Below are 23,646 nucleotides of genomic sequence, written 5' to 3' on the forward strand. Positions count from 1 at the left end.
AAGATACGTCGGCTGTCGCTGGTCCAGGGGAAGTCGATCAAAGCGATCTGCCGTGAGCTGAAGATCTCGCGCAAGGTGGTGCGCAAGGTCCTGCGTTCTGAGGAGACGCAGTTCCGCTACGAGCGCAAGCACCAGCCCTATCCCCGCATGGGAGCTCGGCGTGAGACGCGGGACCGGCTGCTGTCGGCGAATGCGGCCAAGCCGCAGCGGGAGCGGCTGCCGGTCGCTTCGACGGCTTCCATTGCATTCCCCCGTCGGTGTCGAAGACCTGCACGGTGCGCTTCGACAACAACAAATACTCGGTGCTGTCGAGTGCCGTCGGTCGGCCCATCGAGATCCATGCTTATGTCGATCGGATCGCATCCGCCAGAGGATGGCGTGGTCGTGGGAGAACACGTTCGCTCCTTTGGCCGCAACGAGGTCGCCTACGATCCCTGGCACACGGCGCGCGCCGTTCCTTGGCTGGGTCGTGCGGTCGGCAATGGAGAAGGTGCGGCGCAGCTCAAGGCGGTTGATGACGTCGACCGGCAGATGGTGTTGATCCTCACCTGGGTGCTGACCGACGGATTGAGCGCGGTCGAGGCCGCCTGTCAGGAAGCCATCGAGCACGGTGCATCGTCGGCGCCGGTGATCCTCAACATCCTGGCCCGCAGCCGCGATCCGGCGCCGGGCACGATCCTTTCCATTCCCCAAGCGCTGAAGCTAGCTCACGAGCGGTCGCCGACTGCACCCGCTATGACAGTCTCAGGAGGACAAACAGCCATGGAACGCACCGAGGTACTGGAACTGATGGGAGCGCTGAAGCTCTACGGAATGCGCAGAGCCTATGACGAGATCATGGGCGCGTCGCCATCAAGCGACGGCACGAGCCGCCCAGGATTGTCGGTGATCTCTTGCAGGCCGAGATATCGGAGAAGCAGGCCCGCTCCATCAAATACCAGTTCGCTGTCGCCAAGTTGCCGCTGGCCAAGGACATCGACGACTTCGACTTCGCCGACACGCCGGTCACCCCCTGATGCGCGATCTCGCCCGGCCGCGCCTTCGTCGCCGATCAGCGCAACATCGTCCTGGTCGGCCGCCTTCACGGGTCACCCAACTCGCGCGGAAGGTCGACCGCATTGCGACGGGCGCGTGTCGACTTCCCAACAATGTCAGACAGGAGACGCAACGCTATCGGAGCGATCGCATTGCCCGAAACGATTTTCCCAGTTGGCACGACAATTGCGGTCCTATGCGCAAAAGCAAACTAGACCTGAGAGCCGCACCGCATGAATGTAGCCTCCCAATATCTGCCGCTTGTGGCGCATCACGAAGCCGGGCACGCGGTGGCCGCCATCGTTTTGCACCGTCAGACGTTCGACGACGACCGTGAACTCCCTGCTTTCTCAAGTGTTAGTATTTACCCCGACGTCGGTGACGGAGAGTGCGGTGGTGTTGTCGAAGGCGCGGGTTTTTATTCAGCGCAAGGATTCACCTCGAAGCGAAAGCCGATTTTCGAGGACGATATGGATCGATGTTTGGAACGCGATGATGCGATCCGGGAGATAGTTGCGTGTCTGGCAGGTCCTTTTGCAGAATCCGCATTCGAAGGCTATCTGGACCCGCGCGATATGGCGATGAATGCGTCCGATGGGAATGAGGGGAGCAGCGACTACGCGGATGCCAAGCGAATCTATGGTGAGTTGCGGTTCCTGATGCCGCGCCGCCCCGATTGGGGGCGGATCGAAGATTGCACGGCCCGGCTAGTACTCGATCACTGGTCGGCCATCGAAGCATTGGCCGCGCATTTGCTGGTCAAGCATGCTCTCCAATTCGATGAGGCTCTGACGATTGTTGCGCCGCATCTTCCGCCCATGCCAGCAGCTACGCCGCCAGAGCGTCATCCGCAGCCTGCTTGATCAGCCATTCGATGTGATTTGACCACATCTGCAACACCTCGCGCTTCTCCTTGACGTTGCTATAGAGATTGTAGATTTCGCCAATGTCTGTCAAGGACGCCGCCTTGTGATTCAGTATGTGCTCGATGACGTGTGGCAATACCTGCCGCCTGCCGAGATTTGTCGCGAGCGTCCTGCGCAGATCGTGAAGGGTCCAGTTCTCCAAAGCCACCCCGTCAGTATTGACCTTGCCGTCTAGAGCCTTCTTGCCCTTCGCGTAGCCTGAGAAGTGGCTTCTTTCGTTGCCCCTCGCAGGGAAAAAAACGTGTCATTGGTCTTCGGTACCGTCTGGGGGACCGACACCGCCAGTGTGGACAGCGGAATAAGCGTAGGCTCTTCGTTCTTCGTGCGGTCACCCGATAGTTCCATGTTCCGGCTTCAAGGTTGAGGACCAACGCATCGCGGCAACTTCCGTACGCCTCTGTCCGGTCAGAATGAGCAGCTTGACGATGGAGCCGAACGAATAGCCGATATCGCCCGGTTCGGGCTCACAGCCCGTTCATATAGCCGCCAGTTCGGCATCGTTCACCACTCGCTTGCGCTTGACGATCGGGGCCGGATCCGGATTTTCCAATCCCTCGCGGGGAAACCGCGGATGAGCCGTTGCGGCGGTTTGCGACACCAGTTGAAAAATGCCCGCATACACCAGAAGGCCGTGTTAGCCGCTTGCGGGTGACCCCCGGCGACGATCTTCTTGGTGATGTTAGCAATGTCGGTGTCGATCACATGGTGGATAGAGCGACTCCCGAGGGCAGGCACAAGATACCGGTTCAGGCTGGCCTCGACCAGTGCGGTGTTTTGAGGGTCGTTACTCGGCGGCCTGGAGGTGACCGCCATCGCCGTCCTCGGTATCGTCAGCGCTGATATGCGCCTGATCGGCAAGGAAGGCTGGCAGTTCCGATGGAGCTATGCTGGAATTTGGGTGACGAGGCTGATCAAGCGGCGCTCTGCGGCTTCGTTTCGATGACCTGGATTCCGTCCAGGAACCTGGCACCTGCGATGAGTTTCGGCAACTGATTTTGTCCTTTCAATCGTCGCCACTTCCTGGCCGCGGCCAACAGCTTGAAGACCATCAGCTGGGCGGTTTTCGAGGATAGCGAGCCCTTGGTACGCACCGTGCGATAGCGAACGGTTGCAAAGACGCTTTCGATGGGATTGGACGTTCGCAGATGATCCCAGTGTTGGGCGGGGAAATCGTAGAGCGCCAGCGACGCAATATGATCTTTCGTCAGGCAGTCGACCGCCTTGGCATACGCCTCGGCCTCCATCTCGATCGCATGCGCAAGCAATTTGCGCGCGCCGCTGCGAAGTACATCCGTCAGGGTATCATCGATTTCGTCGGGCTGACGAAGGCGAACAATGTGTTGATAGTCTCGTTCATGGCGTATCACTCTCCTTGAGAGGTACTGGCAGGCTTCATCACCCGCCTCGATACGCCGCTCTCCTCAAGCCGCCATCATCCAGTTTCCGCCATGGCTCCCCCTGATTGATCCGCTTCACCTGTGCAACTGCACAGGCTGCCCTAGCGGGGAGATTGGCCTCCAATGGCGAAAGCTTGCCGCAGGAGACCCTCCGATGACCGTGCCTATGGCGCCGCCGCTACGACAACTTGCCGACAAGCAGCGTGCGATCCACTGCCGCGCTACTGCGCCTTCAAGGGACGTCTGGATCGCGACGCAGGAGCCGATGACCGTTACGGGATCAATTCCAGGTCGCGCTGGCCGTCGCTGTGCCAGTTCGACGGTCTGGTGGCAATTTGGGCACATCTTCTGTCGCCGACAGTGGCGATGGCTGACGCTTCAACGAAACGGGGTCTTCGACGTCTGCTGCCTTCGCCGATGCTTTGCGAAGTGGCATAATGTTTCGACGCACGCAGGCGCGGGCAGGGGATGTCAGTCATGAATCTCCTGACTGGCGCGGATCAGGCCGATTGGCGGGATGAAAGATCATACGACTACACCGCTGGCCTGACGCTGCGGGAGTGGGCTTGGGAGTTCTTACGCCGCAATCCAGCGTTCCAGCGCGATCTGACCGCTGCGCGCCAGCATTGCAAGACTTGGTCTCTCCAATCCTTTCTCGATATGGTCGCGTCGGCCGGCGACCTGTCACGCTGGGGTGTTCTGTTTCGCGGAGTCTTGTGGCCGCGCTTCGGTCGTATTCTGGTGTCCGCTCTGGTGCGTCCATGTGCTGCCGGTCATTGCGGAACGGTTGCCTGCCTCGTCGCCGACACCGCCGTTCGAACTCTCGGCATTGCCCTGTCGTGCAATCGTCCTGCTGGCGCCCGACAAGAGCCAGCATGTTCTTCTTCGCAATGCGGACCACGCGCTGCAGCTCGCCGTCTCGGGCGCGAATATCCTCCACCCTGTTTGCCTGCATACGCAAGCCATCTGGCCCGCGGTGCTTTTAAAGCATCGACTGAGGGGACTGGAGTGCCTCAATGCTCTCAGTCTAGGGCAACAGTTGCCCCCCCGCTTGTTTGCGCCGGAAAAGCGCGGCGTTCGTTTGTCCTTCGTTCTTCGTGCGCTCGACGGTTCGCTCGCCGGAGCACCTCATCGCGAGCTCGCCGAAGTTCTCATCGGTCAACGGCGCGTCCATGCCGACTGGGCGGATCCTCGCGATCATCTGCGCGACCGCATCCGTCGGGCCGTCTCGCGTGGCCGCGCGCTCATGAATGGTGGCTACAGAGATTTCCTAATTTGAAAAGCGACAGTCCGCGCTGTGCGTCGGTGGATGAACGTTCGCTCGCAGCTGTACCCGTCACCAACAGTTCGCCCGCCGACAGGACTGCATGGCGCCTTGCAAGTGCGCTCTGGTCTAGCTTGTCGATGCCGAAATGAGATGGGCGAGGGTGCCAAGGCGGTGGTTCATTAGGGCCGGCCTCGACCTGGACGCACATCATTGGTCGGAAAGCGGCGTGCACCGCAATGTCGCCATAGCAGCCAAGATCCTTTGAGGCCGGACCTGCAGTCCTGTTGGACCGGCGGGTGCAACAATATGGAGGGATCTGAGGCCTCACACCGTTCCCTGGTCGACAGCTCGGTCAACATAGCACCCACCGCTTGATTATGGAAATGGTGTGCCTGGAGTGCAGCGAGTAGCGGCTTGCTGCGCACTGTCCTAAGAATAGCAGTCATGACCCGTCTGGGGTTCTGCAACACGACGATTCAACCGCTTGGGCATTGTCGCATATCCCACAATGTAGAATGCGCAACAGGGCAAAAGCTGATCCATCGGCGGTTTATCAATGCTTTTTGGCTTGGCACGGCACATGCAACGCAATCGGCAAAAGGCGCACGAACTGAGTGGCCCATCGGCCCTAGGAGCGCTGACTTATGCCCTCCCAAGGCATGTCCGGCCCGACAGCGAGCTCAGTCTCCTGCCGGGCATCCGTGTTTCAGGTCAACGGCGTTTGGAACTTCCAATTAGGTGGCGGCATTGACCGCAGGCCGCCCCCCGGTGGGGCGGAGAGACAGTGCAGCAGGTTTCAAATCCCGCCCATGCAAAGATATTTCATTTCCAGATAGTCCTCGAGGCCATGACGGGAACCCTCCCGCCCGATGCCGGATTGTTTGATCCCGCCAAACGGTGCCGCCTCCGAGGACATGCGTCCCGTGTTGATGCCAACCATGCCATATTCCAGAGCCTCTGCCACACGCCAGACCCGCTTCAGGTTTGAGGCATAGAAGTATGCGGCGAGGCCGTATATCGTGTCATTGGCCTCGCGCACGACCTGATCCGCATCGTTGAAGCGAATGATCGGCGCGAGCGGCCCGAATGTCTCCTCTTGCGCGACTGCCATGACGCTGGAAATCTCGGTGAGGACCGTGGGTTCGAAAAACGTGCCATTCTTGCCGATACGCTGGCCCCCGCATCGTATTGTGCCGCCTTTCGCAATGGCATCTGCGACGTGAGACTCGATCTTGGCCAGAGCATGCTTGTCGATGAGCGGTCCGATGTCCACTCCGGCATCGAATCCGTCGCCAACCGACAAGTGCCGGATTCTTTCCACGAATTTCTTGACGAACTCATCGTGAACGCTCGATTGGACGTAAATGCGGTTCGCGGAAACGCAGGTCTGGCCGGCATTGCGGAACTTCGCCTGGACCGCACCGTCAACAGCACCGTCAATGTCGGCATCATCGAAGATGATGAAAGGTGCATTGCCGCCGAGTTCAAGGCTGACCTTCTTGATCTGGTCAGAGCACTGACGCATCAGCAGCCGTCCGACCTCGGTCGAACCGGTGAAGCTGATCTTTCGAATCTTGGAATTGGTGCAGAGTTCACGGCCCACGCGATCACCTTCGGACGCATAGATCAGGTTGACCACGCCATCGGGAAAGCCGGCCTGATGGGCGAGGGCGAACATTGCGCCAGCCACGAGCGGCGTCTGTTCAGCGGGCTTGAGCACGATTGTGCAGCCCGCAGCCAAGGCCGGCGAGATTTTGCGCGCCACCATGGAGGCCGGGAAATTCCATGGCGTGATCGTGCCAACAACGCCGATGGGCTGCTTGATCACTAGCATTCGGCGGTCTGTCGAGGGTGCCGAGATCGTCTCGCCATAGACGCGATTGGCCTCCTCGGCATACCATTGCAGATACGCCGCCGCATGCGATACCTCTGAAATGGCTTCGGCAAGCGGCTTGCCCATTTCCGCAGTCAGAATCGCGGCGAGATCGCCTGCATGGTCGATGATCAGCTGATGCCATCGCCAAAGAACGTCGCTACGTTCTCGGGCCGTCAACGCGGCCCATCCCGACTGCGCAACATAGGCCTTGTCTACCGCAGCACGTGTCTCCTCCACGCCCATATCGGGAAGCTCTGCCAAAACTTCGCCGGTCGACGGATTGACGACCTCGAACGTCTTATTGCCAACTGGTCTGCCGAGTGCCGGCAGGCGGTCGATGGCTCCAAACAGGTGCGGGGATTTCAGACGGCGGATCATCGGCAGGCACAGGGGCAATACCGGATTCCTCCTCAACGCAGCGAACATCCAGGTCGACAGGCCGTCAGTGTGTATTCTGCACCAGTGGGTTCGTCGTAGGGCCTCGGCAAAGCAGCTGGTAGACCACGCTAGCCCGATGAAAAGACAGCAGTTTCGTTAGTTTGAGTGCCCGCGGTTCATCAATTGATGGATTAAGCAGTCGGATGTTTGCTTCATCCACCATGCCTGCTGGTGGCATGCGACTGAATTCTGCAAAAAGGCGGCATACATGCTGAGGAGCGCCATTTCGGCGAGAGGCCGCCGGACCGCCAATGCCGCGCAAGGTCGGCGAAAACGACTCCGCGCGTCTGCATGATCTGCTTGGCCCACGGGCCTCCACATTCGCTCTTCCCACGAGAAGCCCCGATGAAGAAGGAAGGTGAGATGAGTTTCTTTACTCATCCTTGCCGCCCAGCGGCGGGCCGACCACCAAAATGGCGGGCTCGGCCGAAAGCAGCTTTTTGGCCGCCGCCTTGACCTGTTTGAGCGTCACCCGACCGATGCTGCGGGCGCGACGCTGGTTGTAGTCGACGTCGGCCTTGTGAATCTGCAAATCCAGGAGCCGGTCTGCAATCGAGCGGGTCGAGCCCAGTTGGTCGATGGCATAGGCGCCGATCAGGTGCTTCTTCGACGCCTTGAGCTCGGCCCCGGTCGGTCCTTGCTGCGCCATCTGCTTTACCACATCTCGCACGATGCTCAGTGTTTGGGCAGCGCAGTCCGAGCGTGTCTCTGTCGTAACCAGAAGCGAGTCAAGGGTTAGTTCAGAGCTGACGTGATAGGCAAGGCCGCGTTTTTGACGTACCTCCTCGTAAAGGCGGGAAGTCAAGTATGAGCCGCCAAGGATGTCGTTCAGCAGCACGGCCGCGTAGAAATCCGGCGCGCTAGGCTTCACGCCAGGCCAGGCCAACGTCAGCGAAGTCTGCGGCAGGTCGTAGTTCTCCTCCACCAGTTGACCGAGTTTCGGCGCGACATCGTAGACGGGGACGAGGGTTTGTTGCTCAGGCAAATCACCAAACAGCTGGTCAAGCCTTTCCCTCAACGTGTTCGCGTCAATGTCACCCACCACGGCAATATGGAGCCCGTCGCGAGCGAAAATGGCCTGGTGGAAGGCGCGGAGGTCGGACGGCGTGATGCCGGGCAGGCTCTCTTTTGTGCCTTCTCCCAGCCTTGAACAAGGATGCGCGCCATAGATCGCGCGCAGCCATTTGCGCTGAGCGATGGCGTTAGGGTCTCGCTCGCTGCCGACGATGCGGGAGACAATCTCGGCGCGGACGCGATCGATCGGCCCCTGCTCGAAGCGCGGCGCGTTCAGCGCGAGCCGAAGCAGGCCGAACGCCGCGTCCTGCTTTTTGGAAAGCATGCACATCGATCCGTAGATGTCGTCGCTTTGCGCGTCCAAACTCATTTCGGCGCCGGCATGGTCGAGCTTCACCTGGAAGGCACCGCTGTCGTAATGGCCAGCGCCTTCGATGAACAGGCCGGCCATCAGTTTGGCCATCCCCTCCTTCCCGACCGGGTCCTGCTTGGTGCCGCCCTTGAAGGCAAAGCCGATGTTGACGATTTCCACTGTGTGGTCCTCCACCAGCCAGGCGATGATGCCCTTTTCGGACTTCACCTCCTGGATGTTCATCGCAGCATGGGGCCGAGCGCCGAGCGTCATCTCTTGATTCTCCGTCTTGGGCAAGAGATAGCCCGTGGTCGAACGGTCGAACGCGAGATAGCGGGCGGCAACTGCTTTGATTTGCTCGGGGGTAACCTTGCGGATGCGATTCGGCCGTTCCTCGACATCCTTCACGGTACCGCCGGTGGCCAGCGTCGAGCCGTAGATGCTGGCGAGCCAGTCCAGGTTGTCTTCCGCAAAGATCATATTGAGCAAATAGTGGTCCTTGGCCTTGCCTAGTTCCTCGTTGCTGACACCATCCTCGGCAATGCGGGCAACTTCGGCAGCGGCCGCCGCTTCGAGATCAGCCAGCTTGGCATCGCCGCGCGGTGCGCCATAGATGGCGAACTTGGTGTCGTCGAGCATAGTGCCCTGGAAATAGACGCGGGCGCTGGAAGCGATACCTTGCTGGACAGCGAGCGCCTGGTAGAGCCGGCCGCGGTTACCGCCGCCGAGAATTTCGGCCAGCAGGTCGAGCGCTTCGGCCTCGCCCGGCTTGGCGGTGTGGTAGGACGGCACCACCCACTGCGTCGAAAAACTGGGCACGCTGACGCGGGCGTCTGAGAGCGTGACGGTGCGCCTGGTGTTCTGCTCGGGCTCAACCGGCCGGATGCGCGGCGGCAGGTCAGGTCCGCGCGCCACCTTGCCATAGGTCTTTTCGGCCAGCGCCCGCACCGTGTCCGGTTCGACATCGCCGGCCACGATCAGCACGGAGTTGTTGGGCCAGTAGTACTTTTCATAGAAGACGGTGGCGTCGACGCGGTTCAGCTGCTCGATCTCCTGCATCCAGCCGATGATCGGGATGCGATAGGGGTGGTTCTGCCACAGCGTCGCGTCGATCTCCTCATGGAGAACGTCCTGCGGGTTGGTGTCGGTGCTTGAGCGGCGCTCCTCGATGACCACATCGCGCTCGGTCTTGACGACATCGTCGGTCAGGATGAGGTTTCGCATTCGGTCGGCCTCGAAGCTCATCATCAGCTCGAGCGCCGACGGCGCCACTGTCTGATAGAAGGCGGTGTAGTCGGAGGAGGTGAAGGCGTTGTTGGAGCCGCCGATCTCGAACACTGCGCGGTCGAATTCGCCGCCCGCATGGTTGGTCGTCGCCTTGAACATCAGATGCTCGAAGAAATGGGCGATGCCGGATTTGCCCGGCGGCTCGTCGGCGCTGCCGATCTTGTACCACACCATGTGGGTGACGATCGGCGCCCGGTGGTTGGGAATGACGACCACCTCCATGCCGTTGTCGAGCACGAAATCCCTCGCCTTGCCGTCCTCCCATGCGACGGGGATCGGAGCCGGCCCCGCGCCGACCAACTCGGACGCAACGGACGTCCTGCGAAGCCCATGAGTGCGGGGCTTGCTTGGTAGTTCTGGTAGGGAGAGTGGGGTTATGGGCTGCGTTCCTGGCAAAGTGATCTGTTCCTCATTTTGAAGGATCTATGTCTCCCGAACGCCTATTGGGAGAAAGTGGATCGGCACGCGACGCCGAGCCACATGAGCCGTCAGCGTGTTGCTGGGCCTGACGCGAGCCTCATCTTTGGATGCGTCCGGGAAACTTTCGGCATGGTGAGGCCATGGGAAGTCTGCTCGTTATCCATTGGGTGTTTGCGGATACCTGAGCATGCCCCGTGCCAAGTAAGAAAGCCCCGATTCGCAAGGTTTGATCCAACCTTGATACTTGCGATATCCGACATTGTCGGGCATCCGACAGAAAGCGCCTTTCGCCGGCGCGCCGGCTATGACGCTCGCCTCCTCCGGCGTGACGACGATCCTTTGGCGGGCGCCGCGCACACCGATCTGCCCGCCTATCAGCACCGCGACATCGAAGGACAGCGCGATCGTGACTGGATGGGTCTTACGCAAACATGCAGCAGTGCCACCGCGATCAGGACTTCATCCGCCCCACAAAGACCCGAGCGCGAGGGACGACGTGTAAGGCAACATGTCATCCTCGATAATGATGCCGCGCATAAAGAGGTAAGGTCCCTCGTCGTACCGGCGAGCCCCTTCGCTGGGTCTCGCGAGGGTCTGGTTTGCGAACGTCGACCGACAGCATCACGGCATGGGCGGCCCCATCGGTAGGCAAGCATTGACCGTGCCATCAGCGTTGAGGCAGCGCAGAGCCCAATTTCCCGGTGCCAGCCGGTACGTTGGAGCTTCAACTGTGGCCAGCCAAGCGGGCCGAGGCCGTGAAACTCCTGATACCCTGGACCGTCCGGATTGCAACGCACGACGCCTTGGTCTCGCGCCAACGTCCATTGACGCTCAGCGAAGCATCATGCGGACGAGCTGGGAAAGCTTGGCCGGGCCGGCGCCTTCCCAGGCGCATGGGACGCGCGACGACCCATGTGGACCTTGGATTTCACTACGCACTTACGCTGCTTTGGCCTTGTCAGCAGCCTGAGCATAAAGCGTGCTCAGCTTTCAGGGCGAGCCTCTTTCATGTTGATAGCATCTGTCGTCATTCAGGATCGCCCCATTTTCGCATGCCGCTTGCAGCTTTCAGACTGTTGTCAGCCAGGGCCGCCATAAAGGGTCTCGTTTAACGCATTCGGGAGGCTTCATCACTCGACCACATTAATTTCGGGCCGTTCGCCGGCGCTCCGAATGGCACTTAACACCAGATCCTCTCCAAACCCGTGATGATCCAAGAGGAAAACGAAAAATCCCTAAATCATAAAAAAGCACCGATACGGTCGGCTCCAGGCTGATGAAATTGCGGTCTCACTGGCCACGCACGATACTTGCGATGGCGATGGCCATTGCAAAGGCCGGTCAAGCACCCAAGACGCTGACAAGCACGCCTCCGACCAAAGCTCGATCGTTGGCAGCCTTTCTAGCCGTATACTTGGGGCATTTTGGGACGGCGATCCGGACGCCGATTAAAACCTGCCGGTCGTCTAAATGGAATGGTTGGTCCGGGTCCTTACTGGACCTGCGCCAACCCGATCGGGCCGGCGCACAGGGGCACCCAGACAATTGGACACGTCGCCTTTGCGCGGCGGCTTGCACTTTCTCGGATGGCCTTTTTTCTCCCCGGGCGAAATCGAGCGAGCGGTGAGGCGGAGCCTTCGATTTTGCCGATCATGTCGTGTCGCTTCGATCGAACTGCTCAGACGATGATAGCGGCATTGATTGCCGCGGCCGAAATGCGTTGTGTGAAGTACGATTTCTACGCCGTATACATACTGCCGTACAGTTCGCCCTGTCAGCAGCCTTGCCAGCAATCCGCCCTGTGTCCAACTGTCGTCGAATTCACCGGTGTCATTGAGGAATTCGTATGATCGCCTCGAAACCATCATTGCGACCGCGGGCGGGCGACGCAAGCTCTAGACTGCCACCGATCCGCTGGATAACCATGTTAGCGATATGTAGACCAAGGCCTGAGCCCGCAGCAGGAGTAGCACCACGACTAAATCGCTTTGTAAGCCCTTCGAGGTCGGGGAGGGGCACCACCGGTCCGGCGTTTGCAATAGCGATGGTTCCATCAGTTTGGACGGAAACTGTTGTCGGAACAGTGGGCAGTCCATGTATCAGCGCATTCTCGATCAGGTTACGAAGGAGGATCCCAAACGCATCGACATCCACTTTGCGCATCAAAGTGGGGCAGCCGTCGACGTTAAGATGCAGGCGTCCGGCATATTGCGGCTTTTTCCTCAGGTCATCGATTTCCAGCCGAACCGATCGGACAAGATCGATCGCGTGATCCGCCATGCCAACCCCCGATTCGGCTTGAGCGAGCTGAAGCACTTTTTCGACAAGGCGGCCAAGGCTCGACAGCGCTTGCTCGATGCCGCGCGCACGCATTTTGGCCGACCCATTGGGAAGCTCGGCCACTAATCTCTGCATCTGAGCGATTGAACCTGCGATCGGCGTGCGCAGTTCATGCGCACTGTTTGCGGCGAACTCGCGTTCGGCCTCGAGAGCCGCCCGCAGACGATCGAGAAGCCGATTGACGGATGCCGCGATTGGAGCCAACTCTGCCGGGAAATCGCCCAAGTCCATTGGTGACAGATTGCCGCCGTCGCGCGATCCGATCTGCTGTCGCAGTACCTCGATTGGCCGCAGCGAGCGCCGGATCACGATCCACCAAACAGCTAAGCTAAAGGGCAGGAGCACGAGTGTCGGAAGGAAGACAAAAAGTGCGCCCTTCGCGATTGTGGTACGGCGGCCATCAAGCGGTTCGGCCAACTGATGATACACGCCGTCTTGGATCTCCTCTGTGTAGACGCGGTAATCAGCGTTTCGCCAAAAGCCGTTACTCAGGGGAGCATCAGGGAAGGGCTGCTGACCCTCTTCCGGTTCAGAAATAAGCACTACCCCGTACTTATTAATAACCTGCTCACGATAGGTCCAGTACTTTTCATAAGTTGGCAAGTGGTTATTGTATTGATCAACGTGTTTTCCATTCAAGACCTTGATCAGCTCTGGTTCTCTGTACTCTGCGCTCCCCTGGAGCAAGTCATCCGAACTTTCGTTTACATTATTGCAAAAAATGAACGCAGCAATGGTTGGGGCGGCGATCCAAACCAGGAGCGTTGCCCCGCCTAACCACGATATCAGCTTTCTCGTCATGCTGTTCGAGTTCGTCATGTGACCACGAGCCTGTATCCGGAGCCACGCACGGTTGCTATTCTATCCCCGCCGATCTTCTTGCGGAGCCGGCTGACATAAACCTCCACTGTGTTGCTCTCGAACTCCGAATTGAATGAATAAAGCGCGTGCTCGATCCTCCCCTTTGAAACGACCGAACCGGGCCGGCGTAGAAGGCAGTCGAGCACCGCCCATTCGCGTCCAGACAGGTGGACCTCCTGCCCGTCGCGGAAGAGGCGTCGCTCGGCTGCCTGTATGGAAAGCGTCCCAACCGAAAATTGCGGCTCCGGAAAATGCCCTTGGCGACGTGCCACTGCACGGATGCGTGCCGAGAGTTCCCCCAGATCGAACGGCTTGACCAAATAGTCGTCGGCGCCAGCGTTGAGCCCCTCGATGCGATGCGAAATCCGATCGCGGGCTGTCAGAATGATGACCGGCGTTGTATCAAGCCCCTTGATCAGCTCCCGCAGATAGTCGATGCCATTGCCGTCCGGCAGGTGAACGTCGAGCAAAATAACGTCGTAGCCGGCCACAGCTGCATGACCGCGCGCTCCGGACAGGCCCTCGGCCCAGTCGACCGCGTGGCCACCAGCCACCAAATGATCGTGCACAGCACTTCTAAGGTCGTCGTCGTCTTCAATGAGCAGTATTCGCATCAGGCTGCCGAGCTCCGGTATGAGGGCAAGGCTCCTGCCTTATTGATCGAAGCTGACAGTAGGCTGAACCGGCGCCAGCGAATATCTGGGGGCTTTCAGGCTGCTGTCAGCTACAATTGCAAGAAAGGGGTCGTTAACAAAGCCAAACGAAGAGGCCTTATGAAACCCCTCCTGATCTCGGCACTTTTGCTCAATGTGACCACCGGCGGCTGTACACTGGTTGGCGGGCAATTCGACGTGGCGGTCAACGAATGGCAGCCGCGCCACGCGTCAATGTCCAGGCTTGAAACTGACAGGTGTCTTAAATACGAGGGCACCGTAGCGGGTGCCTCCAGTTATCGAACAGTGCCTAGCAGGTCAGAAGTGCACTTTGACCATAGGGGTCGTCCGTATTTTCGGCGCTCGCGAACAGAGTCGACGGTCAATCGATGCGCCACTGCCAGAGTCTGGAACGGTCAAGTGTTTGTTATCCCCCGTCCGGGCCATATTCTCTGCCGAGGACCAAGAAGGCCCTATTTTCGGTGCCCACGAACAGAGCCAACGGTCAATCGATGCGCCACTGCCAGGGTCTGGAACGGTCAAGTGTTTGTGATCCCCTGTCCCGGCCGTGTTCTCTGCCGAACTCGCCCTTGTAGTCGGCACACCAAAGATCGTTAGGGCGACAGCCGTTTGAAAGTGGTGTCCCCGTCGCCCTGTTGCGCCTGCGCTTGCGGCGCTCGACCATGCCGTGGCGGTCGAGCACGGCATGCACGGCCGAGATCGCGGGCCGGTGCACATCCGGATACAGCCGGGCCAGCCGCTCGCGTATCTTCGGCGCACCCCATGTCGGCTTGTCTTGCTTGAGGCGCACAATCAGCTTCTCGATTTGAAACGGAAGCTGATTGGCGTGGCGATAGGGCCGCCGCGATCGGTCCGTCAGCCCTCCAGGCCGCTGTCGTTGTAGCGCGTGAGGATCTTGTAGCCGGTCTTGCGCGAGATATCGAACTCCCGGCAAAGCACCGCCATCTTCTCGCGTCCAGCAGCCGGGCGACGAACTTCAGCCGCTCTTCCATGACGTTACACTCCTTCCAAGGCACCTTGCTCTCCTTGCAAAGGGCCGAAAGTGTAACCCATCTATCCGGAATGAACTGTCACCCATCTCTCGGGAAGGAAAGTCATGGCCAAGGCAACTGGAAGCCGAATTTTCTTTTAGAGTATGAATCAGCGCCGTCTGCCGAAAAGCGCGTCCACGATCTTCCCTTTTGAAACGACCGTGCAGGGCTGGGGCAGACGGTAGTCGAGCACCGCCCATCCGCGTCAAGTCAGGTAGACCTCCTGCCCGTCGCGGAAGAGGCGTCGCTCGGCTGCCTGTATGGAAAGCGTCCCAACCGAAAATTGCGGCTCCGGAAAATGCCCATGGCGACGTGCCACTGCATGGATACGCGCTGAGAGTTCCCCCAGATCGAACGGCTTGACCAAATAGTCGTCGGCTCCAGCGTTGAAGCCCTCGATGCGATGCGAAATCCGATCGCAGGCTGTCAGAATGATGACCGGTGCCGATTCAAGTTCCTTGATCAGCTCCCGCAGATAGTCGATCCCATTGCCGTCCGGCAGGTGAACGTCGAGCAAAATAAGGTCGTAGCCGACCACAGCTGCATAATCGCGCGCTTCGGACAGGTTCTTGGCCCAGTCGACCGCGTGGCCACCAGCCACCAAATGATCGTGCATAGCACTTCCAAGGTCCTTATCGTCTTCAGTGAGCAGTATTCGCATCATGCTGCCGAGCTCCGGTATGAGGGCAAGGCTCCCATCTTATTGGTCGAAGCTGACAATAGGCTGAACCGGCGGCAGCGAATTATTTGGGGAGCTTTCAGGCTGCTGTCAGCTACAACTTGCAAGAAAGGGGTCGTTAACAAAGCCAAACGAAGAGCCCCTATGAAACCCGTCCTGAACTCGGCACTTTTGCTCAATGTGACCCCCGGCGGCTGCATCAGCAAATTGATTTGGGAAACAGGCGCGCCGGTTCTAATGACCGACGCAGGCCGAGGTCTGGAGCTGGACCAGCGAACGGCGTCTTCGGTTTTTCAGGCAACAGCCACATGGAAGAATATGATTGGCTCGACCATGCGCCGAGCTTTGTCGAACGGATTGGTCGCGGGCGCACTACCACAGATTATGGCAGGTTTACGCCCTGGCCTTGACACCCGGGGTGATCGTCACCGGCGGAGCCGCGGCGTACTGATCGGATATCTAACGTCGCTGAGTCTCTCGTCGGTGCAGTGGATCTCTCGGCTTAGCCATCATGCAAAAAACGACGGTTCCGCGACACCACTTTTCAGGTCCGTGACACAGGCTTTGTGAGCCGATCTGTTGTTCTTACCCCAGGCTAATGGCTGAACAGCTCTGTCGCCGGCTCGATGCGCCAGATGGCGCGATGTTTTGAACCCTTTCACGAGGCGACGGCAGCAGCCGACCGGCTCTCCTATCGCGGCTCCCGCGATCCACACACCCAACAAGGGAATCTACCATGGTAATGAAGGCACCGGTTGCCGACGCTAGGAATGGGTCGGTAGTAGATCGGCTGGTCGGCATCGACCTCGCTCGGGGCCTGGCTGTCTTCGGGATGTATGCCGCCCATCTCGGTCCCGACCCCGGCGAAGGAGGACTAGTCGGGTTTCTGATGGAACTAACCCATGGGCGGCCGTCGGCCCTGTTTGCCGTATTGGCCGGTTTTTCAATCCTCCTGATTACAGGTCGCAAGGCGCCGAAGTCGGGGATAGCCGGTAGACAGGCCATCGCCAGAGTCGCAATTCGTGCCCTTGTTTTGCTCGCGCTTGGCTCAATCCTGGGCTGCCTCGGTACCCAGGTCGAAGTCATCCTAGAATACTACGGAATTTGCTTCTTGTTGGTATTGCCGCTCCATCGGCTCAGCGCATATCAGCTGGGCTTGATCGCTGCCGCTACGGCATTAGTTCTCCCGCAAGTCCGTTCCTCCCTTCTGTCGGTTGCCCCCAACCTCCTCGACCCGGTCTTCAACCTCATGGTCAACGGCTACTATCCCGCGGTGACCTGGGTTCCTTTCCTCATCGCTGGCATGGCCATCGCGCGCCTTAATCTTAATACGCTAGCAGCGCATTGGCGCCTTGGTCTGGCGGGGGTCGCGCTGGCCGTGTTGGGCCATGGGGGATCCTTGCTCGCGCTGAGTTCCCGCGCTTTGACTGAAACCTCCTTGTGGTGGTCTGACGTTGACGGCGCTTTTGAGCCTTCCAAGTCGTCATTTATAGTCAAGTCGTCATGGATAGCCGCACCTCATAGCGAAACGACGCTTTCGATCGTGGGCAGCACCGGTTGCGCAATGATCATCTTGGCGGCTTGCATGCTCGCTGTGGATGCGCTCCCGCGTCTGCGAAAGCTGGTCTGGCCAATAATCGCAGTCGGCTCGATGTCTTTGACGGCCTATGTGCTGCACATTGCGGGAATAGCCTATCTTATGAAGATAAACATTTTCAAAGACGAGAGCCTGTCCACGCTCTTTGGCTTCGTTGTGGTTATCAGCACTTTTGCGGTGCTTTGGCTGCGCATCTTCCAGCGAGGACCGATGGAAGTGCTGATGGGTAGGGTCGCAGATCTCGCGCGTCACATCCGCTGAGCACCGCCGCGCCCCGGCCTCCCGATCACATTACGGACAAGGTGGGGCTTTGTCCAAAGCTTGTTCGCGGCAGGGGAGGGTACTTCCTCCCAGCCTGCCGCCTTGTTGATGGAAGCTAAAACGGTCGCGCAGGCGCTAGAGTTGCATCGGCATAATCAGCTTAAACTCGCGAAGTTAAACCCGCGGTTGGTCTATCTCGGCCCGCCTCACCTGAAAGGCTAAGGTATCCGTTTCGGTCAAGGGTTTTAGGGGCCATTTTCGCTGCGCCTTGAGGAGAGCGTTTGCTAGGATGAGGAGCTTTCGCAACAAGATGATGACCTTTGCGGGTTTGCCTGCCGCCTTTAGCGCCTGGTATTTTGCCTTGAGGTCGGGGTTGAAGCGCAGGGCGAAGGGCCGGGCATGTAGAGGGCCTGGCGAACATTGGCCCGGCCGCCCCGGATGAAGGCGCGGCCGCTCCATTTTGCCGAGGCCGGCGAGGCTTGCGGCCTTTGGTTCCGAGTTCCGGCATGTCGATGGTGAGTGTGCAGGCGGTGGCATCCGATGCGCCATATGCTGGTCAGGATTTCGCGGCGCTGGACAGCGTCGGGATCGGCTTTCATGAGGGTAAGCATCGTCTGATCGATATCGCTGAGTTCACGTGGATCTGCTTCCAGCCACTCGTTGTTGTGGCGCCTGAGCAAGGCAAGCGGTCAAGGTCTGGCTCTGGTGCTGGCTGCGGTGCGATCCCCGCACGGGCCAGGTGCCGATCGTGTCGACGATCCACCTCGCCGCGACCAGAGAGCTGCTACTCTCTTCCGCTGTTCATTCTGGCCTCTTCGCAATGAATGTCATAAAATCACCTGTCGCAATTAATGGTTTTTGATTTGGCTCCTACAGCTGGCAGATATCGCCGAGAGTTCCGCAGAGAGCGTCGAAAGTTTTGGCCGCCTTCTTCCGCAGCCGCGCCTTGAGTTTTGAGCAGACCTGTCTTGATCGGGTTGAGATCGGGCGAGCATGGCGGCAGGATCAGGAGCCAGTGCCCCTTTGGCCAACCAGTGGGCGGCGCGTACCTTGCCGACAATCTGGGGTTCCGAACCCGACAGTTGGTTTTCAACCCGACAGTGGCCCGCCTCAGAGCAGGCTACCGCCCTTCGGAGCAGGCAGAAGCTAATCGAGGTTCGCGGGTTCCGGTTTGAATGTGCAGGTCGCTGCGCGCCTGATCTTTCGGTCTGGCGGCACATGACAAAAACTCTCATTTTGGCCGACGATACCCGGTCAGGAGCGGGTATCGCAGTCGAGAAGCGACCCGAGCACGTCCACAAGATGTGCCGAGTTTGCAAGGTGTGTCATTGTTTCTGTCAACGTTCGAGCGACAGCGCACGACGAAACGTCTGGCATACGCCTCGTCTGGCACGCGCCTCGCATATGTTGCAGTTGCTGCTGGAGATCAGGCGATCGAGTGGGCCTTGCAATTTTCCGATTTTGATGCGCCTAAAGTCTCGTGTACAAATCAGGCTGGCGTGAATGGCCTGCCTAAGTTGCGACTTATTACAAAGGAATGGATATGGCGACTGGAACGGTGAAGTGGTTCAACAGCACGAAGGGTTTTGGTTTTATTCAGCCTGACAACGGCGGTCAGGATGTCTTTGTCCACATTTCCGCTGTTGAACGAGCGGGCCTGTCGACCCTTAATGAGGGCCAGAAGATCAACTACGAGGTGGAACAGGATCGCCGCACGGGAAAGTCCTCTGCAGGCAGCCTCAGCAAGGCTGGCTAACGGTCCGGGAAAGCCTTGGCAAGGTTCGTCATCGCCGGAACGCATTGACGGCTCGAAACCCGGGCCGGAGCATGCAAGTTAATGCCGCGGCAGGGATTGCTGGAGCCATCATGAATTACTCTGGAAATGAGGCTCTTGGACGGGAAAGGCGGGGCTCATCCCCGCCCTTTGATTCCGCGCAGATTGGGCCAACGGCTGCTGCGCGTCCGAACGACTGTTGATACGGATTTAGGCTGCGACCTTCTTGCGGGTCCGTTTCGCCGGCGCCGTGGCTGGGGCTTCCGGCTCTTTCGGTTTGCGGCCGAGTCCCATGGTCTTGGCCAAGGCGGAGCGCGCAGCGGCGTAATTCGGCGCCACCATGGGATAATCCGACGGCAGACCCCATTTGGCGCGATATTCGTCTGGGGTCAGACCATAGTGCGTCGCCAGATGGCGCTTTAGCGATTTGAATTTCTTGCCGTCTTCAAGGCTAATGATGTAGTCCGGTTCGATCGACTTTTTGATCGGGACAGCAGGTTTTTTTACAGGCACAGGCTCTTCTGCCGGTATGAGTCCAGCCGTGCCGTTTAGAGCCCCGTGCACTTGGGCGATCAGGGCAGGAAGCTCCCCCGCCGGGACGGGGTTGTTGGAGACGTAGGCTGATACAACATCGGCAGTGAGCTCGATGAGGATGTCGGTCTTGTGGGGTTCTTCTGTCATAAACTTCTCCGGGCAGCTTGAAACACAGTTGGGCGAAGTGTCGCTTCATAGTGGCGGTTGCCGCTGAAAGCAAATGGATCGACGGGTGCGCTGCTCCTCCACCATTGAAGTCTCGGCGACGCATCCCGTCATCGTCCATCGCTAAAGGCAGCGTATTGAATTATGGGAGCGGTCGCGCCCGCCCCACCATAGCGATACAGCAAGACAATCAAAAAAGCCGGTCTTTGCTTGGCCCCAAATCTTTTCTCCTTTCGTGAACGCTGAGCTGCCAAGCTGCTACAGTTCACCTCGCGGGGCAACCGTGCACAACACAGGAGTTGCCCGAGCGATACATTCTTCACTTGCCGCTTATCAGCGCTGGTGATTGCACTTTGCAGCCTGCCTCCGGACCCGCAGCGCTCACGCTGTTGGTTTTGCGCCTGCAGGCGTCGGAAGTCGGATCGCCGCAGCTAATTTCCTCAGGCGGACGAATTCAACAAATCGATTGTTTGGATCGAAGGCATCCACACCATCGATGCCTCTAGAATATGATCCAGCTACAATCACCGTGCTGTAATGGCAGGGACGGCCAGCACAAGCGCGACACGATCCGGCGGGTCCATCGCTGCGTTACGTATTCATGGCTACTGCATCGGGCGCTCGGTCGACCGCCTTAAGCCAGGTCGCCGCATTGCGAGACGGTGACCGGCGAGGGAGAGGGCGCTCTGGCAACGAAGCGAGGCGGGTGGCCTTGCGGGTGGCCGCGTGATGTCATCCGGCTCTCCTGCCGATCTCTGCCGGCCAGATCTGGAGCAACTGTTTTGCATAGATATGGCTCTCTTCAGGGGGCCATCTATGATGGGAGCCGAGCGCGTGTTCGAGCCGGGGAACAGGCTGCGCATGCACTGTGCCCACCTATTGCGATCGTGCTAACCTTGGTTGTTCGGACTTGCCGTTAAAGGCAAGCGACAGATTGAAGTTATGCTGCACCATCTGATTGCCTGGCTCGTTTTCGAGAGCTCGCCGATACAGGGCCTGTGCCGCGTCATGCCGCCCCTCAATGTCCAAAATCACGCCCTTCGCATTCAATGCACGTACGTTTCCTGGGGCTGCAACCAAGACGCTGTCGAGCACCTCAACCGCTTCGTGCGGGCGCTTCTGGCCCACCAAGGCATTTGTAAGTCGTATCGCCGCATCAACATTGTCCGGGTGCTGCTTCACCTCATCCCGCAAAGCCCGCTCTTGAACATCCTGACCAACTTCGCGCAAAATGCGTTCGCGCATAGCCGGATCGATTTGATCGGCGCTGAGCAACTCGGGGGAAGATGTCTCCTGCACGGAAAGAGCCGGCTTTTGCCAGCTGGCGCAACCGCCCAAAGGCAGAATGGCGAGTACGGCAAAAAGAAGTGAGTTCCGGCGCAGAAACATAGGCGATGGAGAAACTGTATTACTATTCATGTTATCTCTCAGTTATCGGGGAGGCGCGTGGCGTTCAGTTAGGAAAGGTGGGACTACTCTAACAATCCGCTGTTCGATCCGTGCGGGAGTGTGACGGATCCTGCGGGGCGAATTGTAAAGTCGGAGGCGAGGTCTTGATAAGACAGCACGGCGAGATCAACCCCGTTTCGCGTCAGAAAGCCGCGGACGAAACGTCGGACATCCATCGACGTCAACAGAATAGGGCGGGTTTGACCCGGTTCTGCGTTCGAAAGGACCTGACGTATCTGTGATAGCATCGCTTCGCTTTGCCGATCCTCCAGTGCGAGATAGGGGCCTGCATCCGAATCTCGAACCGCGCCACGCATCACATCCTCGCTCTCGCGCTCGACGACCAGGGCGGACACGATGCCCTCCGTGTTGGCATGGCGGTGGCAGATCTGTCGCTTCAAACCAGAACGGACATATTCCGTCAGCAGGGCAACGTTCTGCTCACGCTCGCTCCATTCGGCCAATGCCTCCAACACGAGACGGGTGTGGCGGATTGGGATACCTTCCTCCAGGAGGCGGCGCAGAACATCGGCAATCCGAGGAATCGGCGTCGTGCGTAGCACCTCTTTCACAAGCTCAGAATATTCCTGCTCCATTCGGCCCAGGAAATGTCGGGTCTCTTGGATGCCCACCAATCGCGGTGCGTAGCGGGTCAACGCTGCATGGACGCGCAAGGCGAGGAGTTCGCCGGGAGCCCTATGCTCCGTGCCGGCGCCCGTAAGGGCCTTTGCAGGGGTATGTTCAACCGGGAGTCTGTCCGTTTTCGGCTCACGTCTAAGGGGGACACCGCTCGAGTCGACGTGCGCTACATCGGCTCGGAGCGCCATCTGGTTTGGATCTAAGGCGTCCTGTTCGACTGGCACGCCCTCGACATCAATTCGGAATTGCGATTCAGGCAGCTGCTCGTCAACCAAGACAGGGATGCGAGGAACGATAATGCCCAGATCGGCTGTGACCAGGAGCGAAACGCGCCCAATATGTTTTTGCAATTCGGCTTGATCGACCGCCTGCATAAGATCTGGCGCTAGAAAAAATGCGATCGGGAATTCCTTCGCAGGCGCGGCTTGCTTAGGCTCCGCTGCAGTTCCACCTTTCGCATCGGCAGTGCCGGCGCCCAGCACATCAGCCTTGACAATGCTTACCGCAGCGAACACTGCGGCCAGCATCAGAAAGACGGGGAGGGGAAACCCAGGAACGAACCCCATTACAACCAGGACGCCGGCCGCCAGTCGCAAGGCTCGAGTGCTGGCCGTGAGCTGACTGACCATTTCTGTACCGAGGTTGATCCTCGCCGTCCCAGTCACACGGGTGACGATGGTCGCCGCAGTAATGGAGAGCAGAAGGGCCGGAATCTGCGATATCAATGCATCGCCTATCGTCAGCAGAGTGTAGTGATGCAGTACCTCGCCGAAGGACATGCCCTTGGAGAGCAGGCCGATCGAAATTCCACCCAGCATGTTGATGCAGATAACCACCAGCCCGGCGATGGAATCGCCCTTCACAAATTTCATCGCGCCGTCCATCGCGCCATAGAGTTGGCTTTCCTTCTCCAATTCGGCGCGCCGCCGGCGGGATTCGTTGGCATCGATGTGGCCGTTGCGTAGCTCTGCGTCGACCGCCATTTGCTTGCCCGGCAGAGCATCCAGCGTGAAACGCGCCGCCACTTCTGCCACCCGTTCGGCACCCTTCGCGAGGACCATGAATTGCACCATGGTGACGACCAGAAATATGACGAAACCCACCACGATATTGCCTGAAATGACGAAATCGCCAAAAGTATGAATAATGCTGCCGGCCTCCCCCTCGGCCAGGATCAGTCGCGTCGTTGCGACCGTGAGCGCGAGACGGAATACAGTGGAAATCAAAATAACGCCGGGCAAAGAGGAAAAATCAAGTGGAGTACTGACATACAGGGCAACCATCATCAGCAGTATGGCCAACCCCATATTGAATCCTATCAGGGCGTCGACCACCACGACCGGGATAGGCATGACCATCATCGCGACAGCCAGAAGCAGCATCAACGCAACCATTAAATCCGGGCTGGCCGGCGCACGCTTGATGAAGTCACGCAGGACGTTGGCCATCGAGACACCTTTGCAATCGGTTGAGACTTACTCTGCTGTTACGCCATGAAACGTGGCTTTCGAACTCCGAAGGCGCCTCAGCCTTGGCCAGCGCGTGACCCTGCATGAGAGCCACAAGCAGGCGCGAAATGGCTGGGCAGCAAATGTTTCCAACGCAGCCAGCTTGTCAGCACCGAGCGCGA

The 23,646-nt window shown here is 59.0% G+C and carries 13 protein-coding genes and 5 pseudogenes; 6 read left to right on the forward strand and 12 right to left on the reverse strand.

Features of this window, described 5'->3' with window-relative positions; translation table 11 throughout:
- Positions 1-218: 218 nt before the first annotated feature.
- The 3 genes and pseudogenes from QAZ22_RS06910 to QAZ22_RS06920 form a co-directional block, all read left to right on the forward strand.
- A pseudogene (locus tag QAZ22_RS06910) lies at positions 219-752 on the forward strand (IS21 family transposase); the annotation flags it as partial.
- A gap of 10 nt (positions 753-762) precedes the next feature.
- Positions 763-1,076 (forward strand): annotated as a pseudogene (locus tag QAZ22_RS06915) (ATP-binding protein); the annotation flags it as partial.
- A 192-nt stretch (positions 1,077-1,268) separates the two neighbouring features.
- Complete coding sequence (locus tag QAZ22_RS06920) at positions 1,269-1,898, forward strand: hypothetical protein (protein WP_063169279.1); 630 nt, start codon at positions 1,269-1,271, stop codon at positions 1,896-1,898.
- On the opposite strand, the gene QAZ22_RS06925 is transcribed toward QAZ22_RS06920, so the two are convergent.
- Entirely contained in the window at positions 1,864-2,103 is a 240-nt protein-coding gene (locus QAZ22_RS06925; RefSeq protein WP_063169278.1) for a tyrosine-type recombinase/integrase, read from the reverse strand. The genes QAZ22_RS06920 and QAZ22_RS06925 overlap by 35 nt on opposite strands.
- Before the next feature lie 769 nt (positions 2,104-2,872).
- Positions 2,873-3,184: pseudogene (locus tag QAZ22_RS06930) on the reverse strand (IS256 family transposase); the annotation flags it as partial.
- Positions 3,185-4,121: 937 nt separating this feature from the next.
- On the opposite strand from QAZ22_RS06930, the gene QAZ22_RS06935 reads away from it, so the two are divergent.
- The gene (locus QAZ22_RS06935) at positions 4,122-4,637 is read left to right on the forward strand and encodes a DUF2285 domain-containing protein (RefSeq protein WP_224570032.1); all 516 of its coding nucleotides are present in this window, start codon (positions 4,122-4,124) and stop codon (positions 4,635-4,637) included.
- A gap of 784 nt (positions 4,638-5,421) precedes the next feature.
- Here the strand turns inward: QAZ22_RS06935 and QAZ22_RS06940 are convergent.
- The 7 genes and pseudogenes from QAZ22_RS06940 to QAZ22_RS06970 form a co-directional block, all read right to left on the reverse strand.
- Complete coding sequence (locus QAZ22_RS06940; protein ID WP_095769043.1) at positions 5,422-6,897, reverse strand: NAD-dependent succinate-semialdehyde dehydrogenase; 1,476 nt, start codon at positions 6,895-6,897, stop codon at positions 5,422-5,424.
- Positions 6,898-7,312: 415 nt separating this feature from the next.
- Entirely contained in the window at positions 7,313-8,578 is a 1,266-nt protein-coding gene (locus QAZ22_RS06945; protein WP_128311092.1) for a pitrilysin family protein, read from the reverse strand.
- A 9-nt stretch (positions 8,579-8,587) separates the two neighbouring features.
- Positions 8,588-9,892 (reverse strand): annotated as a pseudogene (locus QAZ22_RS06950) (pitrilysin family protein); the annotation flags it as partial.
- Positions 9,893-11,842: 1,950 nt separating this feature from the next.
- Positions 11,843-13,171 (reverse strand): HAMP domain-containing sensor histidine kinase, encoded by a 1,329-nt coding sequence (locus QAZ22_RS06955; protein WP_063169275.1) that lies wholly within the window; start codon positions 13,169-13,171, stop codon positions 11,843-11,845.
- The gene (locus QAZ22_RS06960; protein ID WP_024505389.1) at positions 13,168-13,827 is read right to left on the reverse strand and encodes a response regulator transcription factor; all 660 of its coding nucleotides are present in this window, start codon (positions 13,825-13,827) and stop codon (positions 13,168-13,170) included. The genes QAZ22_RS06955 and QAZ22_RS06960 overlap by 4 nt, the downstream gene beginning before the upstream one ends.
- A 619-nt stretch (positions 13,828-14,446) precedes the next feature.
- Positions 14,447-14,879 (reverse strand): annotated as a pseudogene (locus QAZ22_RS06965) (helix-turn-helix domain-containing protein); the annotation flags it as partial.
- A 244-nt stretch (positions 14,880-15,123) separates the two neighbouring features.
- Positions 15,124-15,582 (reverse strand): response regulator transcription factor, encoded by a 459-nt coding sequence (locus tag QAZ22_RS06970; protein WP_224570033.1) that lies wholly within the window; start codon positions 15,580-15,582, stop codon positions 15,124-15,126.
- Positions 15,583-16,333: 751 nt separating this feature from the next.
- Between QAZ22_RS06970 and QAZ22_RS06975 the strand changes: the two genes are divergently transcribed.
- Together QAZ22_RS06975 and QAZ22_RS06980 are read left to right on the forward strand one after the other, a co-directional pair.
- Entirely contained in the window at positions 16,334-17,455 is a 1,122-nt protein-coding gene (locus QAZ22_RS06975) for a DUF418 domain-containing protein (RefSeq protein ID WP_063169274.1), read from the forward strand.
- A 1,543-nt stretch (positions 17,456-18,998) separates the two neighbouring features.
- A complete protein-coding gene (locus tag QAZ22_RS06980) occupies positions 18,999-19,211 on the forward strand; it encodes a cold-shock protein (protein WP_008874821.1) in 213 nt (70 codons plus the stop codon).
- A gap of 228 nt (positions 19,212-19,439) precedes the next feature.
- Here the strand turns inward: QAZ22_RS06980 and QAZ22_RS06985 are convergent, their stop codons facing one another.
- The 3 genes from QAZ22_RS06985 to sctV all read right to left on the reverse strand — a co-directional run bounded on the left by QAZ22_RS06985 (position 19,440) and on the right by sctV (position 23,464).
- Positions 19,440-19,910, reverse strand: a complete 471-nt coding sequence (locus QAZ22_RS06985) for a MucR family transcriptional regulator (protein WP_024505385.1) — start codon at positions 19,908-19,910, stop codon at positions 19,440-19,442.
- 894 nt (positions 19,911-20,804) lie between these two features.
- Complete coding sequence (locus tag QAZ22_RS06990; RefSeq protein WP_082826568.1) at positions 20,805-21,347, reverse strand: tetratricopeptide repeat protein; 543 nt, start codon at positions 21,345-21,347, stop codon at positions 20,805-20,807.
- A gap of 53 nt (positions 21,348-21,400) precedes the next feature.
- Positions 21,401-23,464, reverse strand: a complete 2,064-nt coding sequence (sctV, locus tag QAZ22_RS06995; protein WP_063169272.1) for a type III secretion system export apparatus subunit SctV — start codon at positions 23,462-23,464, stop codon at positions 21,401-21,403.
- Positions 23,465-23,646 lie beyond the last annotated feature (182 nt).

The organism is Mesorhizobium sp. WSM4906, assembly GCF_029674625.1.
Lineage (GTDB): Bacteria > Pseudomonadota > Alphaproteobacteria > Rhizobiales > Rhizobiaceae > Mesorhizobium.

Bases quoted from the DNA above. Each gene is read 5' to 3' on its own strand.
- QAZ22_RS06970 (WP_224570033.1), bottom strand. From the start codon at position 15,582: ATGATGCGAATACTGCTCACTGAAGACGATAAGGACCTTGGAAGTGCT.
- QAZ22_RS06920 (WP_063169279.1), top strand. From the start codon at position 1,269: ATGAATGTAGCCTCCCAATATCTGCCGCTTGTGGCGCATCACGAAGCC.
- QAZ22_RS06960 (WP_024505389.1), bottom strand. From the start codon at position 13,827: ATGCGAATACTGCTCATTGAAGACGACGACGACCTTAGAAGTGCTGTG.
- QAZ22_RS06985 (WP_024505385.1), bottom strand. From the start codon at position 19,910: ATGACAGAAGAACCCCACAAGACCGACATCCTCATCGAGCTCACTGCC.
- QAZ22_RS06980 (WP_008874821.1), top strand. From the start codon at position 18,999: ATGGCGACTGGAACGGTGAAGTGGTTCAACAGCACGAAGGGTTTTGGT.
- sctV (WP_063169272.1), bottom strand. From the start codon at position 23,464: ATGGCCAACGTCCTGCGTGACTTCATCAAGCGTGCGCCGGCCAGCCCG.
- QAZ22_RS06975 (WP_063169274.1), top strand. From the start codon at position 16,334: ATGGTAATGAAGGCACCGGTTGCCGACGCTAGGAATGGGTCGGTAGTA.
- QAZ22_RS06955 (WP_063169275.1), bottom strand. From the start codon at position 13,171: ATGACGAACTCGAACAGCATGACGAGAAAGCTGATATCGTGGTTAGGC.
- QAZ22_RS06945 (WP_128311092.1), bottom strand. From the start codon at position 8,578: ATGACGCTCGGCGCTCGGCCCCATGCTGCGATGAACATCCAGGAGGTG.
- QAZ22_RS06990 (WP_082826568.1), bottom strand. From the start codon at position 21,347: ATGAATAGTAATACAGTTTCTCCATCGCCTATGTTTCTGCGCCGGAAC.